The organism is Pseudoxanthomonas sacheonensis, from assembly GCF_010093305.1.
GTDB classification, from domain to species: domain Bacteria; phylum Pseudomonadota; class Gammaproteobacteria; order Xanthomonadales; family Xanthomonadaceae; genus Pseudoxanthomonas_A; species Pseudoxanthomonas_A sacheonensis.
In genome coordinates, this window is record NZ_PDWS01000012.1 from 76,080 (window position 1) to 90,862 (window position 14,783).

14 protein-coding genes are annotated in these 14,783 nt (G+C 64.0%); 4 read left to right on the forward strand and 10 right to left on the reverse strand.

What is annotated here, in order from left to right; translation table 11 throughout:
• Window positions 1-10: 10 nt before the first annotated feature.
• On the reverse strand, window positions 11-1,384 hold the full coding sequence (locus CSC73_RS11545) for an MBL fold metallo-hydrolase RNA specificity domain-containing protein (protein WP_163840581.1): 1,374 nt from the start codon (window positions 1,382-1,384) through the stop codon (window positions 11-13).
• Between the two features lie 142 nt (window positions 1,385-1,526).
• Window positions 1,527-2,531 (reverse strand): hypothetical protein, encoded by a 1,005-nt coding sequence (locus tag CSC73_RS11550; RefSeq protein ID WP_163840582.1) that lies wholly within the window; start codon window positions 2,529-2,531, stop codon window positions 1,527-1,529.
• Between the two features lie 344 nt (window positions 2,532-2,875).
• On the opposite strand from CSC73_RS11550, the gene CSC73_RS11555 reads away from it, so the two are divergent.
• Together CSC73_RS11555 and CSC73_RS11560 are read left to right on the forward strand one after the other, a co-directional pair.
• Window positions 2,876-4,960, forward strand: coding sequence for a M13 family metallopeptidase (locus CSC73_RS11555; RefSeq protein WP_163840626.1), 2,085 nt, complete (start codon window positions 2,876-2,878; stop codon window positions 4,958-4,960).
• Window positions 4,961-5,086: 126 nt separating this feature from the next.
• Window positions 5,087-7,108, forward strand: a complete 2,022-nt coding sequence (locus CSC73_RS11560) for a M13 family metallopeptidase (RefSeq protein WP_163840583.1) — start codon at window positions 5,087-5,089, stop codon at window positions 7,106-7,108.
• 71 nt (window positions 7,109-7,179) lie between these two features.
• On the opposite strand, the gene CSC73_RS11565 is transcribed toward CSC73_RS11560, so the two are convergent.
• The 6 genes from CSC73_RS11565 to CSC73_RS11585 form a co-directional block, all read right to left on the reverse strand.
• The gene (locus CSC73_RS11565; protein WP_163840584.1) at window positions 7,180-8,196 is read right to left on the reverse strand and encodes a saccharopine dehydrogenase family protein; all 1,017 of its coding nucleotides are present in this window, start codon (window positions 8,194-8,196) and stop codon (window positions 7,180-7,182) included.
• The gene (locus tag CSC73_RS11570) at window positions 8,193-9,122 is read right to left on the reverse strand and encodes an alpha/beta fold hydrolase (RefSeq protein WP_246197501.1); all 930 of its coding nucleotides are present in this window, start codon (window positions 9,120-9,122) and stop codon (window positions 8,193-8,195) included. The genes CSC73_RS11565 and CSC73_RS11570 overlap by 4 nt, the downstream gene beginning before the upstream one ends.
• Window positions 9,123-9,199: 77 nt before the next feature.
• The gene (locus CSC73_RS11575; RefSeq protein WP_163840586.1) at window positions 9,200-10,108 is read right to left on the reverse strand and encodes an alpha/beta fold hydrolase; all 909 of its coding nucleotides are present in this window, start codon (window positions 10,106-10,108) and stop codon (window positions 9,200-9,202) included.
• The gene (locus CSC73_RS18370) at window positions 10,108-10,245 is read right to left on the reverse strand and encodes a hypothetical protein (protein ID WP_170299065.1); all 138 of its coding nucleotides are present in this window, start codon (window positions 10,243-10,245) and stop codon (window positions 10,108-10,110) included. The genes CSC73_RS11575 and CSC73_RS18370 overlap by 1 nt, the downstream gene beginning before the upstream one ends.
• A 129-nt stretch (window positions 10,246-10,374) precedes the next feature.
• The gene (locus tag CSC73_RS11580; RefSeq protein ID WP_163840587.1) at window positions 10,375-11,211 is read right to left on the reverse strand and encodes a helix-turn-helix transcriptional regulator; all 837 of its coding nucleotides are present in this window, start codon (window positions 11,209-11,211) and stop codon (window positions 10,375-10,377) included.
• A 140-nt stretch (window positions 11,212-11,351) separates the two neighbouring features.
• Window positions 11,352-12,014 (reverse strand): rhomboid family intramembrane serine protease, encoded by a 663-nt coding sequence (locus CSC73_RS11585; RefSeq protein ID WP_163840588.1) that lies wholly within the window; start codon window positions 12,012-12,014, stop codon window positions 11,352-11,354.
• 37 nt (window positions 12,015-12,051) lie between these two features.
• Between CSC73_RS11585 and CSC73_RS11590 the strand changes: the two genes are divergently transcribed.
• Window positions 12,052-12,666 (forward strand): 2OG-Fe(II) oxygenase, encoded by a 615-nt coding sequence (locus tag CSC73_RS11590; protein ID WP_163840589.1) that lies wholly within the window; start codon window positions 12,052-12,054, stop codon window positions 12,664-12,666.
• 163 nt (window positions 12,667-12,829) lie between these two features.
• On the opposite strand, the gene CSC73_RS11595 is transcribed toward CSC73_RS11590, so the two are convergent.
• On the reverse strand, window positions 12,830-13,168 hold the full coding sequence (locus tag CSC73_RS11595; RefSeq protein ID WP_163840590.1) for an MGMT family protein: 339 nt from the start codon (window positions 13,166-13,168) through the stop codon (window positions 12,830-12,832).
• Window positions 13,169-13,208: 40 nt separating this feature from the next.
• On the opposite strand from CSC73_RS11595, the gene CSC73_RS11600 reads away from it, so the two are divergent.
• A complete protein-coding gene (locus CSC73_RS11600) occupies window positions 13,209-13,619 on the forward strand; it encodes a type III secretion system chaperone family protein (protein ID WP_163840591.1) in 411 nt (136 codons plus the stop codon).
• Between the two features lie 38 nt (window positions 13,620-13,657).
• Here the strand turns inward: CSC73_RS11600 and CSC73_RS11605 are convergent, their stop codons facing one another.
• Entirely contained in the window at window positions 13,658-14,779 is a 1,122-nt protein-coding gene (locus CSC73_RS11605; protein WP_163840592.1) for an inorganic phosphate transporter, read from the reverse strand.
• Window positions 14,780-14,783: the final 4 nt, after the last annotated feature.

A 14,783-nucleotide genomic window follows, 5' to 3' on the forward strand; every position in this document is an offset into this window, starting at 1 on the left:
TCAGCGAACGTTAGACCGGCAACACCATGCCCGGCCGCGCCAACTGCACCTGGATACCGTCGCGCTCGCCGATCTCGCCCGCCAAGGCTTCGCGCGCCTTGTCTTCCCCATGCACCAGCACCAGGGGCGGATGCGCGGCAAAGCCGCCGTACCAGGCCATCAAACCGCGCTGGTCGGTATGCGCGGACAGTCCGCCGATGGTGTGCCGCTTGGCCTGCACCCGATAGTCGCGGCCATGGATGCGCGCCCATTGGGCGCCGTCGACCAGACGCCTTCCTAGCGTGCCTTCGGCCTGGTAGCCGACGAACACCAGATGCGTACTGTCGCGGCCCAGATTGTGCTTGAGATGGTGCAGGATGCGTCCGCCATTGGCCATGCCGGAACCGGCGATGATGATCGCGCCGCCCTGCACCTCGTTGATGGCCATCGAATCCTGCGCGCTTTCGGCGATGCGCAGGTTAGGTAGCTGGAACGGGTTGAGCCTGCGCTTCCAAACCGCTTGCGCATCGGCGTCGAACAGATCGGTATGACGGTCGTAGACCGAAACGACTTTCGCCGCCATCGGGCTGTCCAGGAAGATCTTCCAGCGCGACAGCCGCCACTCTTCCCAATGACGGGCGAACCAGTACAGCAGTTCCTGGCTGCGGCCCACCGCGAACGCGGGAATCAGCACGTTGCCGCCCTCTTGCCAGGCCTGGGCGAATATTTCTCCCAGTTCATGGATGGTATCCAGGCGGGCGCGATGGTTGCGGTCGCCATAGGTGGATTCCATCAGCACCATGTCCGCCTGCCCGATGATCTCGGGATCGCGCAGGATCGGCGTGCCGTTCGGACCGAGGTCCCCCGAGAACACGAGCTTCCTGCCGTCCGCCCACAATTCTGTGATGGAAGAACCCAGAATATGCCCCGCATCGCGGAACGCTATCTCCACACCAGGAAGGATTTCGCGGCGCGCGCCATAGGGCATCGCCTGCACCTGGCGCATGGCCTGCTCCACATCGGCGCGCGCATACAACGGCACCATTTCGACATCGCCCGGACCCAGCGTGCGGTTGGCGCGTTCGGCGTCGGATTCGGCCAGCGACGCCGAATCCAGAAGCATCACCGGCATCAGCTCGCCGCCGGCTTGCTGGATGAAGATCGGCCCTGCGAAACCGCGTTTGACCAGCAGCGGCACGCGCCCGACATGGTCGATATGCGCGTGGCTTATCACCAGCGCGTCCAGCCACGCCGGTTCGAACGGGAAAGGATCCGCGTTGCGCGCCTCGGCCTCGCGGCTGCCTTGCATCATTCCGCAGTCCAGCAGGATGCGCTTGCCGGCGGCCACCACCAGATGCATGGAGCCGGTGACCTCGCCTGCGGCGCCATGGAATTCGACCTGCATGCTTGAATGCCTTAATAGCTCATTGGTATTGAAGATATTGCCGCCAAGTCGATGCAGATGCAGCCATAGACAGCAAAAGGGCCCGCATAACGGGCCCTTCTACCTGAACCTGAAACCACGGCTATTGTTCTACTTAGCTAAATCAACGCCCAGGGACGCGACAGCATGTACGGGAGGCACGGAGACTGGCATTCCCCGCGGAGTTGTTCTGGGCAGAGCAAACGCCCCCAGAGAAAAATACAAATGGCATTTGCCAAGTGGACGATTCGCAGTTTGTGGCCGTTTGGGTGTAGGTGGCTGTACATGCCGGGGCAACAGCATTCGCCGTGGCGCCCGCTGCAACCGACACCACCGTATCTGCTGTATCCACGCAATCCAGCGCAGTCGCTTGCGGATTGATGTAGTAGCCGACAACATCAGCCACAAGGTGCAACTGCCGCTCCGAATAGATGTTCATTTCGTTGGCGGAAGCACCTTGATCTAGCCTCACTATCGCAAAGTTGCTCAAGATTCCGCCGGCCGTATAGACTTGGGTGGCCGCCAGCGGCTGGGTCCCCAGGAAAGGGAATGCCGTGAAATAGCCTGTTTGCGCGGGCGTAACGGAAGTAAAATTCACAGCTACCGCGGCGAAGGAACCGGCCGCACCCATGCCACTGCAATTGCTCGCGTCGCCACCTTGGAAGCTGTAGTCGGATACGGCGCTCACATCAACACCCCGGGTGGTACCAGCCGCAATAGCGCCGACGGCCAGACGGGTATCCAGGATGCGGCAGGGCGGGATGGGCACGAAGACCAAATCAGCCGCGATTTCGCCCAGTGTTTTTGGTGTGATCGCACCGCCTTTCGCTGCAACCGATGCGCCCAACAGGGCATTGTTCATCGTGTCAAAGTTGCGGGCATCCGCTGCTTTCTGCAGATCATTAAGCGACGCTTTCGCAAACAACGGCCCCATCTCCTTTGCCCAACTACTCAGATTCGCTTTATAGGCCTCCTGAACATAAGGCCCCCATTGCTTGACAATCTTGCGAACTAGTTGCCCACGCTGGGTTTTAGGTTGATAGGCTTCTGCAGCTGAAGCCTGCTGAATGAATTCCCCATTACATAACACCAACGCAAAGGCTATAGATACTGCGAGAACCTTGTTCATCCAGTGTCTCCCGACGGTTGAGTGAAAGTGCGCTAAACCCCAATGCTGGCGCACTTGATCTAATGAACGCGGCATAGTTCACCTGCCGGCCAAATCGGCTCAATAGCTGGTTTCCGCCATTGAAGAGGCCACCTCCTCATGTCCCAGAGATGTGCCTCCATCGAGTCCGGTCCACGCCAAAAGCAGCCTGCAAACCGAAAGTTGGTCATCCCCAGCCCATGACCTTCGACACCCTCAGTGCGGCGGCGGCAGGCGTAGAGTCCGCGCACGCCCCCGCGCAGGGGGTTTTTCCTTATCTATGCCCCTAGGGGCCGGAGTAGTCTGTGACTCGTAAACCCCAGATCCTGTTGTTGTCCCTGGCCGTGAGCGTGGCCTTGGCCGCCTGCGGCAAGAAAGAAGAAGCCGCCACCCCGGCCGCCGGCACCACCCCGGCCACGACCACCGAACCGGTCGCGCTGAAGCTGGACGAATCCAAGCTGCCGCCGGTCAACCGTTTCCTGGTCAGCGACCTGGATACCACCAAGAGCGCCTGCGCCGACTTTGGCGGCTATGCGAACGGCAAGTGGCTCGCCGCCAACGCCATCCCGGGCGACCGCACCAGCTGGGGTGCGTTCGAGATGCTGGATGAGCGCTCCACCGGCGTGCAGCACCAGTTGGCCGAGCAAGCCGCCGCCGACAAGAACGCCACCGGCGTGGAAAAGATCGTCGGCGACCTGTGGTCGACCGGCATGGACGAAGCCAAGGCCAACGCCCAGGGCATCGATCCGATCAAGGGCGAGCTGGCCGCCATCGACGCCCTCAACGACAAGGACGCGATCGTCGCCTACATCCAGAGCAACGCAGCCAAGGGCCAGAACGGCCTGTTCGGCTTCGGCGCCGAAGCCGATTTCAAGAACTCCGCGGTCAACATGGCCTACGCCTCGCAAGGCGGCCTGGGCCTGCCGGACAAGGAGTACTACATCGCGGCCAGCAACAAGGACAAACTGCAGGCTTACGAGCGCCACATCGCCAAGGTGCTCGAGTTGTCCGGCGTAGCCGCGGCCGATGCGGCGGCCCAGGCCAAGACCGTGATCGCATTCGAAACGCGTCTGGCCAAGGCCTCCAAGTCCAGCGAAGAGCTGTCGCGCGACGTCTCGCTGTACTACAACCCGGTCACCCTGGCCGATGCCGACAAGCTGACCCCGAATTTCTCCTGGAGCAAATTCTTCGAATCGCAGGGCGTTGCGCCGCAGGAGAAGTTCTCGCTGGCCATTCCGGCTTTCCACCAGGAAGTCAGCAAGATGCTGGGCGATACCGCGCCGGCGACGTGGCGCAACTACCTGCGCTTCCACGCCATCGACAGCGCCTCGCCGTACCTGAGCGACGCCTTCGCCAACGAGAACTTCGATTTCTACGCCAAGACCCTGCGCGGCCAGAAGGAAATCAAGCAACGCTGGAAGCGCGTGCTCGACACCATCGAAAGCCAGGCCGGCGAAGCGCTGGGCCAGATGTACGTCAAGGTCGCCTTCCCCGCCGAATCCAAGGCCAAGATGGAAACGCTGGTGGGCAATCTGCGCACCGCATTGAAGGCGCGCATCGAAAACCTGACCTGGATGAGCGACGAAACCAAGAAGAAGGCCATCGCCAAGTGGGAGACCTTCACGCCCAAGATCGGCTATCCCGACAAGTGGCGCGAATGGACCGGCCTGTCGACCAACCGCGACAGCTACCTGGGCAACGTGCTGGCTGCGCAGGAATTCAACTACAAGTGGAACCTGGGCAAGATCGGCAAGCCGGTGGACAAAACCGAATGGGGCATGAGCCCGCAGACGGTCAACGCCTACTACAACCCGCTGCAGAACGAGATCGTGTTCCCCGCCGCCATCCTGCAGCCGCCGTTCTTCGACGCCAACGCCACCGATGAAATGAACTACGGCGGCATCGGCGCGGTGATCGGCCACGAAATGACCCATGGTTACGACGATCAGGGCGCGCGCTTCGGGCCGACCGGCAATTTCGAGAACTGGTGGTCCGACGCCGACGCCAAGGGCTTTTCGGGCCTGACCGACAAACTCGTCAACCAGTTCAACGGTTACGACGCCGGCGGCACCAAGGTCAACGGCAAGCTGACTCTGGGCGAGAACATCGCCGACCTGGGCGGCATCGCCACGGCCTACGACGCGATGAAGAAGGCCACCGACGGCACCCCGGATCCGAAAACCGACGGACTGACCCGCGATCAGCGCTTCTTCCTGAACTGGGCCACGGTGTGGCGCCGCAACTTCACCCCGGAAGAACTGACCGTGCGCCTGAAGACCGACCCGCATGCGCCGGCCAACTTCCGCGCCATCGGCGCCCCGTCCAACATGCCCGCGTTCGCCGCCGCGTTCTCGTGCAAGGCCGGCGACCCGATGGTGCGTGCGGACGACCAGAAGGTCGTGATCTGGTAAGTCCATCGCTCCGCGCAAGACCCGAAGGCCCGGCTTAGTCCGGGCCTTCGTTTTTGCGGGGGCTGTTCATGGGTGCGGCCTCGGCGCTTGCTAGAATCCCGGCACTCACCGACACGGAAATCCCTGATGCAGCCACTGCGCGACGCCCTCAGCAAGCCCACCCTGCTCGCCCTTGCCCTGATCCTGGCGCTCGGCGCCAACGAGGCCCAGGCCGCCAAGAAGAAGAAAGCGCCCAGGGCGCCGGCCGTGAGCGCCGAATGCACCGACTTCTACGCCAGCGCCAACGCGGCCTGGCTCAAGGCCAACCCGCTGCCTGCCGGGACCGCCTCGCTGACCGCGCTGGGACAGTTGATCGAACGCAGCCAGCTGCAACAGCGCCAACTGCTGGATGCCTCCATGCAGTCGCCGCAGGGCAACGTGCAGAAGCTGCTGGGCGATTTCTGGGCCAGCGGCCTGGACGAAGCGGCCGTGGAAGCCGACGGCGCCAAGCCCATCGCTCCACTGCTGGACCGCATCAACGGCATCAAGAAGTCCAAGGACGTGCCGGCGGCAATCGCCGCGCTGCATCAGATCGGCATCCCGGTGGCCTTCAACTTCAGTCCGGATGTGGATCTGAAGGCACTGGACCGCCACATCGGCTATTTCTCGCAAGGCGGTCTGGGCCTGCCCGACCCGGCCTACTACACCCGCAGCGATGCGGAGACCCGCGAACTGCTGGGCCGCTACAAGAACTACGTGAAGCAGATCCTCGCCCTGACCGGAACCAAGGCCGACAAGCTGGATGCCGAAGCCAATGCCGTGATCGACCTGGAAACGCGCATCGCGCGCGCGTCCAAGCCGCTGCAGGACCTGCGCAATCCGCTTTCCAACTACCTGCCCACGCCCACCAAGGACCTGGGCAAGCGTTACCGCAACCTGCAACTGGATGCCTTCCTCAAGGCGCAGGGCGTCAGCGATGACACAGTATCGATGGTCAACCCGGCATTGTTCGCCGAACTCAACACCCTGGTCGGCACGCTCAAGCCCGACCAATGGAAGACCTACCTGCGCTTCCAGGTCGGCAACGCCATGGCGCCCTACCTGGCCAAGTCTTACCGGGACGCCAGCTTTGAATTCCGCGGCCGCGTGTTGAAGGGAGAGGCGGCGCCCGCGCCGCGCTGGCAGCAGGTGTTGGAGGCCATCAACACAGCCGCCGGTCCGATGCTGGGCCGCGAGTACGCCGCCCGCTATCTGCCCGCCGCCAGCAAGAGCAAGGCCGAAGCGATCGCCCAGAACGTGCGCGACGCATTGGCCCGCGGCATCGAACGCAACGCATGGATGAGCGCATCGGCCAAGACCGAAGCCAAATCCAAGATCGATAAATTGAAGATCGAGATCGGCACCCCGCGCCGCGACCTGGACTACAGTGTGCAGCCGATGGGCCGCGGCAGCTTCGGCGGCAATATCCTCATCGCTTCGACCTGGCGCCACCGCGAAGAGATGAAGCGGATCGGCAAGGGCAACGCGGACCGCCGCTGGGACGTGCTGCCGCAGCAACCGGCACTGGCCTACGATCTGGCGCAGAACCGTCTGATCGTGACGGCGGCGGTGTTGCAGCCTCCTGTATTCGATGTGAACCGCGGCGATTCGGCGCTGTTCGGATCCTACGGCGCGCTGGTCGGGCACGAGCTCAGCCGCGGCTTCGACGTCCGTGGCCGCATGGTCGACGCCGGCGGCGAACTGCGCGACTGGTGGACGCCCGCCGACGTGACCGCGTGGAATGCGATCGGCGCGCGCGTGGCGGCGCAGTACAACGGCTATGCGTATCCGGACGTGGCCAATGGCAAGGTCAACGGCACCCTGACCCTGGACGAGAACCTGGCGGACCTGGCCGGCGTGGAACTGGCTTGGGACGCATTCACCAACGCTCAGCTTGCGCCGAATCTGGGCGCCAAGCAGACCCTGTTCCGCAGCTGGTCGGAACTGTGGGCGCAGCGCATGTCGCCTACGGAAGCTGCGCAGCGCATCGCCACCGATGTGCATGCGCCCGGCCAATGGCGCAGCAACGGGCCGCTGGCCAATCAGCTGGCGTTCGGCGAAACCTTCAGCTGCAAAGCCGGGCAGCCGATGCGCCGTAGCGAGGCGGAGCAGATCAAGATCTGGCGCTGAAGGATTGTCAATCGCACAAGGAAAAAGGCGCGGATATCCGCGCCTTTTTTTTGCGCTTCGGTATACACCGGTCATCGATCCGGGAATGCTAGATGCAATGCCGGCAGCGATTCGAGGAAGTCCTGCGCATCGAAAGCCTCGCCGGGCGCGAGGACTCCGTTCGCTTTTCCGCGTCCATCGCCGATACGCTCCATCGCCTCCACCACCAATGGCGCGGTGACCGCATAGATATCGCGTCCTAGCGCCAACGCGCGACGCGTCTGACCGCCTCGGCGCACTCTGGTTTCGACCGCGAAGGTTTGCGAGGAACGTCCATGCGCATCGGCTGGCGCTGGCGGCGGCGTGTGCGGATCGCGCAGATCCTTGAGCGGAGCCAGGTTCATGTACGAATGCACCTCGGCGCTGCGCACATGGCGCGAGAGGGTGACGATTTCGGAAAACGGCAGCGCGATCATGTCCTGACTGCCGAATGGCTCCGGGAATGTCCATCGCCTCGATGGCGGCGGATCGGCCAGCGGCTCCAGCTTTCCGCCAGCGATCACCAGGCGGCGATAGTGGTTGCGCGCACCGGTCAAGCGGGTGCCGGCCGTGGGATGCCAACTGTCCAGTGCGACCGCTATGTCTATGGCGTCCGCATCCGGCCAGTCGCCCAGCGCAGCGGTCGCCAGCAGATCGGCCAGGCCGCCGTAGAACGCCATCGCGGGAATGACGGTCACTGCCGCTGCCTTCGCCGCACCGGAAAAGCGATCGAAGACATCCAGAACGGCCTGTTGCTCTGCGCTCACATCCAGATAGTGGATGCGCGCACGCAATGCGGCTTCGATCATCGGCGCCGCTGAGTCCAGGAAGGGTCCGGCGCAATTGATGACTCCCATCGCACCAGCGAGCGCTCGATCCAGCGAAGCCGGGTCTTCGACCGATGCCAGTCGTCTTTCCAGACCGGGAAACGCGTCGCCCAAAGCGGCCAGCTTGCCCGCATCGCGGCCGGACAGGACCGGAATCCAACCGCGCTCAAGCAACTCCGCGACGACGAAACGTCCGGTATGCCCATATGCGCCGTACACCACGACAGTACGATCAGTGCTCATCGCGAACCTCTTCCGTTAGTGGGTATCCAAGCGTTCCATAACCGTTGCGCCTCCTCGGCGATCACATCCGGACGCTCTTCCGGCCAGAATAGTTTGCTGCCTTTGAGCAACCTTACCCCGCGCGAATGGCCGAATTCATGGTCTAGCCGCCTGGGACTCTTCGTCGAGAAAATCGTGTCGCCCATACCCCAGACGATTCGCGTCGGCACCCTGCAACGCCTGAGTTCCGGGCCGATGCCGGCCAGCGCGTTGCGTTCCAGCGCGACGGCATAGGCATGCGCGTTGTCGGTACGCTGCTGCGTACTGAGCAGCGGTCCGAAATAGGTATCGATCGCCTCATCGGTGGGTTGTGCGGGGTCGGCATAACACATGCCGCCGATGCCCTCGGACGAACGCGCCAGCGCTCTGTCGGCATGCCACCGGCCAAGCCATTCGTCCACGAACCTGCCTTCCTTGGCCAATTGAATGACCGGCAGCAGCGCAGGCGGCGGGCTGTCGTGCTCGGTGTCGCAGTTGGTCAGCAACAGCGTGCGCACGTGGTCGCGGTGCCGCGCCGCCAGCAGTTGCGCGACCGCGCCGCCGCTGTCGTTGGCGACCACATCTACGCTGGACACCGACAACGCATCCAGCAAGGCCAGCAGCATGTCGACCTGGGCTTCCGGCGTGCAACTCTGGCCCTCGGCTACCTGCGTGTAGCCCATGCCGAGGAAATCCGGCGCTATACAGCGCCGGTACGGCGACAGCCGATCCAGAGCTCCGCGCCACTGGAAGCCGTTGAGCGGAAATCCGTGCAGAAACAAGGCGGCCGGCCCGGAGCCGCGTTCGACATAAGCGATGCTCCCGAACCGGGTCGCCACATAGCGTCGCGCACCATGGAAGGCGGCCGCGTCCAATGCGGCGCCTCCCGGCGCGACCTCACCGGCCATTCGCGAGGCGCATCCGGCCAGCATGCCCGAAGCAATCATCCCGGCGGATGCGGCAAGGAAGCTTCTCCGATCCATGTTCAAGCTTCCCTTGCCAGTGGTTCGCGCAGATCCGTCTGCGATGCCGGATTCGCGTCCCAGTGCGCGCGCACGTCCCGATTGAAATCCAGCCAGCGCTCTTCGGGAAAGAAGATGCGCGCACCCTCGAATTCCACCCGCCATTGCGTTCCGGGAATGGCTTGCGCCAGCCAGTGCGACCACTCCACGGGGAAGTAGATGTCGTCGGTGCCCCAGGCGATGAAGGTCGGCGCCCGTACCTGCCGCAGCTTGTCTTCGATAGCGAGCGTATGACGGCAATCGAATGCGTTGACGAAGCGCTCCAGATCGCGCGTCCGTTGCGGCGAGGCCAGGAACGGCCGCAGATAGGTTTCGATGGTGTCGTCGGACACCTGTTCCGGATGTTCGTACGCCGGGCCGAGCGCCTGTTCGGAGCGGTACACCGCCTTGTCGTCGAGCATCGCCTTGAGCGTGTCCGCAAGCCCGCCCGCCGCCACCATCTCCACGAACGGCTTGAAGGCATCGGGTGGCCAGTTGTCGTGGGCATCGCAATTGCTCAGCACCAGGCTGCGCAGGCGCGACGGATACAGGGCCGCGAAGATCTGGCAGATGCCGCCGCCGCTGTCGTTGCCGACAAGGTCGACCTGGTCGATGCCCAGCGCGTCCAGGAACTGCGCCAGCATGTGCGCATTAGCGGTCACCGAGACGTCCTGGCCAGCATCGATCTCGGTATGGCCGTGGGCAAGCAGATCCGGCGCGATGCAGCGGCGGACATCGCTCAGTTCCGCCAGTTGGTGGCGCCACAGGTAGCCGTTGAGCAACACGCCATGTACGAACAGGGCCACCGGACCGCGGCCCTGTTCGACATAACTGATGCGTCCGGAGGGCGTGACGGCCGACTTGCGTGCCTTGAAATAGCTCTTGCCGTCCATCACTCCGGCACTCCGGCGTCGCGCAGCTTCTCGGCGCATTCCTCGCAGCACACCTCGACGGCGCGGCCGCCGATGGTGACGGTGATGGCATTCTCGTCCAGCTCGCAATCGCAAGCAGCACAGGTTTTCTCGCTCATGACACTCTCCAATGCACGCCCGCCAATCGGGCATGCGTAGGAGACCATCGGGGCGCAAAGCGGGCTGTCGAAATCTTTAGCTGTTTACCGGCGGCAGCGGATTCGCCGATCCGTCGGCCAACGGGGCGCCTAGGCGCTCTTGGTGGAGGCCGCGTGTTTGAACTCGGTCGGCGAGCGGCCGTAGGCCTGCTTGAACGCGGCGGCGAAGTGGCTGTGGCTGGAAAAACCCAGGTCTTGCGCCAGGGTCGACATGTCTTCGTAGTCCATGACCCGGTCCAGCGCGCGCGCCAGGCGCAGGCGCAGGTGGTAGCGGTACAGCGGCACGCCTTCGACCTGCTGGAAGGCCTGGGTCAGGTAAACCGCGGAGCCGCCGATCTCGGCGGCGATTTCGGCAAGGCTCCAGCGCCGGGTCAGGTCGCTCGCCAGCAGCACCTTGGCCCTGTCGACCAGCCGTTGCCGCGCGTGCGTTGCTCCGGTGGAACGCGTCGTGCGCGGCCCCAGGCTGCGGCAGACCAGGGTCAGCGCCAGGCTCTCGGCTTCCAACGGTTCGATGCTGCCCTTGCTCAGGCTGTGCCGCAGCAAAGCGACCAGCGCCTGCGCGCGTGGATCGATGCGCAGCGATTGCCCGCGGAATCCGAATTCGTCGCCCTTGGCGGCCAATGCGACCGGCGCGAGTTCGCGCAGCAGCGGCTGCGATACCGCCAGCACCAGACTGTCGTCGCCGCCGGTCACCGGATGACTGACCTGATAACCCTCGCCGGCGTTGAAGAACAACACATGGTTGGCGTCGGCCACCGACTGGTCGCTGCCGACATGGCGCATGTAGACGCCGCGGTAGGGAAACACCAGATGGGTCGCAGCAGCGCATTCCTCCGCGCTGCGATGGCGGCAGACGCCCGAGCAATGCACGTCCTTCACCGCGACTGTGCCGGTGTCGAGCAGGCCATTGATCTCGAAATCGGGCATGGGGGTGCACGATGCAGTCCAGTAGCGACGTCGTTAGCCTACCGGATACGCGAACGGATTGTCTGGATGGCGGGCCCATGCCCCGAAGGCCGCAACACTGTAGAGCCAGATACGGGGGCGGGCAATGCCCGCCCTACGGATCAGCGCACGATCCGCGGCCTCGGAGGCCGACGTTTATTGAACGGCGGCTGCCCGCGCCAATAGCGGATCAGCAGCCAGCCGAACAGCATGCCTCCCAGGTGCGCGAAATGCGCCACGCCAGGCTGCCAACCGGTGAATCCAAGCATCAGTTCGATCGCGCCGTAAACTATGACCAGAGTGCGCGCCTTCATGGGGATTGGCGGGAACAGCAGCATGACGCGCTGGTTGGGGAACAGCATTCCGTAAGCGAGCAACAGGCCGAATACCCCGCCCGATGCGCCCACGGTGGGATACGGATCACCGCCACTGGAAACCGTCCACCAGCCCACCACCAGCTGCAGCACGCCTGCACCGACGATGCACACCAGGAAATAAGTCAGGAAGCGCCGGTTGCCCCAGGTGTATTCCAGCGGCGCGCCGAACATGTACAGCGCCAGCATGTTGAACAGCAAGTGCGGAAACCCGCCATGCATGAAGCCATAGGTCAGCAACTGCCAGGGTTTGAACTCGTAAGCGGCCGAGAAAAGATCCAGGCCATTTGGGCCTACAGGCCACAGCATCATCGAAGCCAGAGCCTGATCGCCCAAAAACTGCTGCAACAGGAACACCACTACATTGGCGATGATCAGCGCCTGCGTAACCGGGGGAATTCTGGGGAACATGACGTTTCTCGGAGTGCCTGGCGCGTATCATCCCGGCATGCCTTCCCTGCCCGCGGCGGTCCTGCGTGACCCGGCCGCGCTCGCCGAGGGCCTGGACCAACATGGCGCTTGCCTGCTGTTGGGGTTTCCCGACGCATCGGCCACCTTGGCCCTGCGCGGCGCGTTGAGGCTGCTCCAGGCGGACGGCCATCTGCGTGCGGCGGAAGTGGGGCGCGGCCGCAGCCACCAACTGCGCATCGCCATCCGTGGGGACGACACGCGATGGATGGACGCCGACTCGGGCACTGCGGCCACGGCCTACCTCGCTGCGCTGTGCAACTTGCGCGTGGCGATGAACCGGCGCCTGTTCCTGGGCATGGAGGAAGAGGAAGCGCATTTCGCCTGCTATCCGGCCGGCGCTTCCTACCACCGCCATCGCGACCAGTTCCAGGACAGCGATACGCGGGTGTTGTCGATGGTCAGCTATCTCAACGACGACTGGCTGCCCGAGCACGGCGGCGCGCTTCGCCTGTACCTGCCGCAAGGAACCATCGATGTACTGCCGCATGCGGGCACCAGCGTGGCCTTTCTGAGCGGCATCGAGCACGAAGTACTGCCCGCGACCCGCGAACGCTTGAGCGTGGCGGCGTGGCTGCGAAAACGCGCCGGATAGCGCTGATTCGTCGGAAACAAATTCCGCAACAGAAAAACCCGTTCGTGGTGAGCCTGTCGAACCACACCTTTTTGCGTTGAAATTCAGGAGTGGGGATCGGAAGTATTCCACCAAGAGCGTGGTTCGACAGGCTCACCACGAACGGTTTGAAGGGGATTTCCTGTCAGCCGCCGGGCGGGCCCCACACCTGCTCGTCCATCGTGCGCGCCGTCTTCAGGCCGCGCACGCGTCCCTTGACCACCATCACGCCTTCGGCACGCAGGCGCTGGCATTGTTCCCGGAACCCTTGCGAACCTTCCGGCAATGCAATCCTTCCGTCCGATCGCAATACGCGGTGCCAGGGAAGTTTCGGATCCGTGTTTTCGCTCAGCACCTTCGCGGCAAGACGCGCCCGGCCCGGCAACCCGGCGCGGTGCGCGACCTCGCCATAGCCGGCCACCTGCCCGCGCGGAATCGCGCGTATGGCGGCGAGGATGCGTTCGGCGGGAGACTTGTCGGCCATGAGGCATTAGCATAGCCGCCGCGATGCAAAGGAGCACGACATGCAGAATTTCGAGCAGATCCGCAGCCATCTGACCAAGTCCGGCTACAAGGTCACCATGCACGAACCGTACGTGGCCTGCGTGGAGCTGTCGCTGGACAACGGCAACCGCCACCAGGCGATCTTCGTTTCGGAACTGGGCAACGACGACGAGCGCGGCTACCTGCGCGTCAGCACCGTGATCGCCCCGATCACCGGCGTGGACGCGCGGCGCGCGCTGGGCTTCAACTGGCAGAGCAGCGTGGGCTACCTGGCCATCGGCGACCTGGACGGCGTGCCCTATCTGCAACTGTGCGAGAACCGCCCATACGACGGGCTTACGCCCGCGGAAGTGGACCGCATGGTGCTGGAGATCGGCGGCCTGGGCGACAGCATGGAACGCGCGCTGTCGGCTGAGGGTGATTTGCTGTAGAGATTTTCCTTCTCCCACATTGGGAGAAGGGAAAACCGTCAGGCCCAGCCCACCGACTCGACCAGCTTGAACAAACCGTAGGCGATACCGCCCGCAGCCGGGATGGTGAGTATCCACGCCCACACGATGCGCTCGATCACTCCGAGCTTGAGCTTGCGCGGGTTCTTGGCGAAACCCACGCCCATGATGGCGGTCGAAATGCTGTGCGTGGTGGAGACCGGCATGCCGAAGTGCGCGGCCGTGACCAGGATCGTCGCCGAGGCGGTCTCGGCCGCGAAACCGTCGATAGTCTGCAGCTTGACCATCTTGTGGCCCAGCGTCTTGATGATGCGCCAGCCGCCGGCAGCGGTGCCCGCGGCCATGACCAGGGCGCAGGTGGCGATCACCCAGGTATCGATGTCGTCCTTGCCCCCGTCCGGATGCAGGAACGCCAGCCACGCAGGCAGGTCGTTCAGGATGCCGGAAGCCTGGGCGCCGAACATCGACAGCGCGATGATGCCCATCGTCTTCTGCGCGTCCTGGCGGCCATGGGCGAAACCCATGTACGCGGCCGACACGAGCTGCGCCTTGCCGAAGAAAGCATTGACCCAGCGGGGCTTGGCCATGCGCGCCAGCGGCCCGCCCGCTTTCATCAGCGCGGCGATGATCAGGTAGAGCAACGTGATGATGCCGACGCCCAGCAGGAAGCCGGCCAGCGGCGAAGTGATCATCGGCACCACCACCTTCCACAGCAGGCCCTTGTTGGAAGCCCAGTCGCCATCGCCGGCCTTGGACCAGATCAGCGCGGTCCAGTTGTTGTGCGATGCGGCCAGCGCAGCGCCGCAAAGGCCGCCGATGAGGGCGTGCGAAGAAGACGACGGCAATCCGCGCCACCAGGTGATCAGGTTCCAGATGATCGCGCCGAGCAGCGTGCAGATGAGCACCTGCGAAGTGACGTTGACGACGTCGGTGTCCACCAGGCCCGAGGCGATGGTCTTGGCGACCGCGGTGCCCATGAACGCGCCGATGAGATTGGTGCTGGCGGCCATGATGATGGCCTGGCCGGGCGTCAGCACCTTGGTGGCCACCACCGTGGCGATGGAGTTGGCGGTGTCGTGGAAACCGTTGATGAACTCGAAGACGAGCGCAGTCAGGATCACGACCAGTACCAGGGTCAGCATCGGG

Coding starts and splice junctions, on each gene's coding strand:
- CSC73_RS11550 (WP_163840582.1), bottom strand. CDS start 2,531: ATGAACAAGGTTCTCGCAGTATCTATAGCCTTTGCGTTGGTGTTATGT.
- CSC73_RS11590 (WP_163840589.1), top strand. CDS start 12,052: ATGCCTTCCCTGCCCGCGGCGGTCCTGCGTGACCCGGCCGCGCTCGCC.
- CSC73_RS11595 (WP_163840590.1), bottom strand. CDS start 13,168: ATGGCCGACAAGTCTCCCGCCGAACGCATCCTCGCCGCCATACGCGCG.
- CSC73_RS11600 (WP_163840591.1), top strand. CDS start 13,209: ATGCAGAATTTCGAGCAGATCCGCAGCCATCTGACCAAGTCCGGCTAC.
- CSC73_RS11580 (WP_163840587.1), bottom strand. CDS start 11,211: ATGCCCGATTTCGAGATCAATGGCCTGCTCGACACCGGCACAGTCGCG.
- CSC73_RS11575 (WP_163840586.1), bottom strand. CDS start 10,108: ATGGACGGCAAGAGCTATTTCAAGGCACGCAAGTCGGCCGTCACGCCC.
- CSC73_RS11570 (WP_246197501.1), bottom strand. CDS start 9,122: ATGGCCGGTGAGGTCGCGCCGGGAGGCGCCGCATTGGACGCGGCCGCC.
- CSC73_RS11585 (WP_163840588.1), bottom strand. CDS start 12,014: ATGTTCCCCAGAATTCCCCCGGTTACGCAGGCGCTGATCATCGCCAAT.
- CSC73_RS11565 (WP_163840584.1), bottom strand. CDS start 8,196: ATGAGCACTGATCGTACTGTCGTGGTGTACGGCGCATATGGGCATACC.
- CSC73_RS18370 (WP_170299065.1), bottom strand. CDS start 10,245: ATGAGCGAGAAAACCTGTGCTGCTTGCGATTGCGAGCTGGACGAGAAT.
- CSC73_RS11605 (WP_163840592.1), bottom strand. CDS start 14,779: ATGCTGACCCTGGTACTGGTCGTGATCCTGACTGCGCTCGTCTTCGAG.
- CSC73_RS11545 (WP_163840581.1), bottom strand. CDS start 1,384: ATGCAGGTCGAATTCCATGGCGCCGCAGGCGAGGTCACCGGCTCCATG.
- CSC73_RS11560 (WP_163840583.1), top strand. CDS start 5,087: ATGCAGCCACTGCGCGACGCCCTCAGCAAGCCCACCCTGCTCGCCCTT.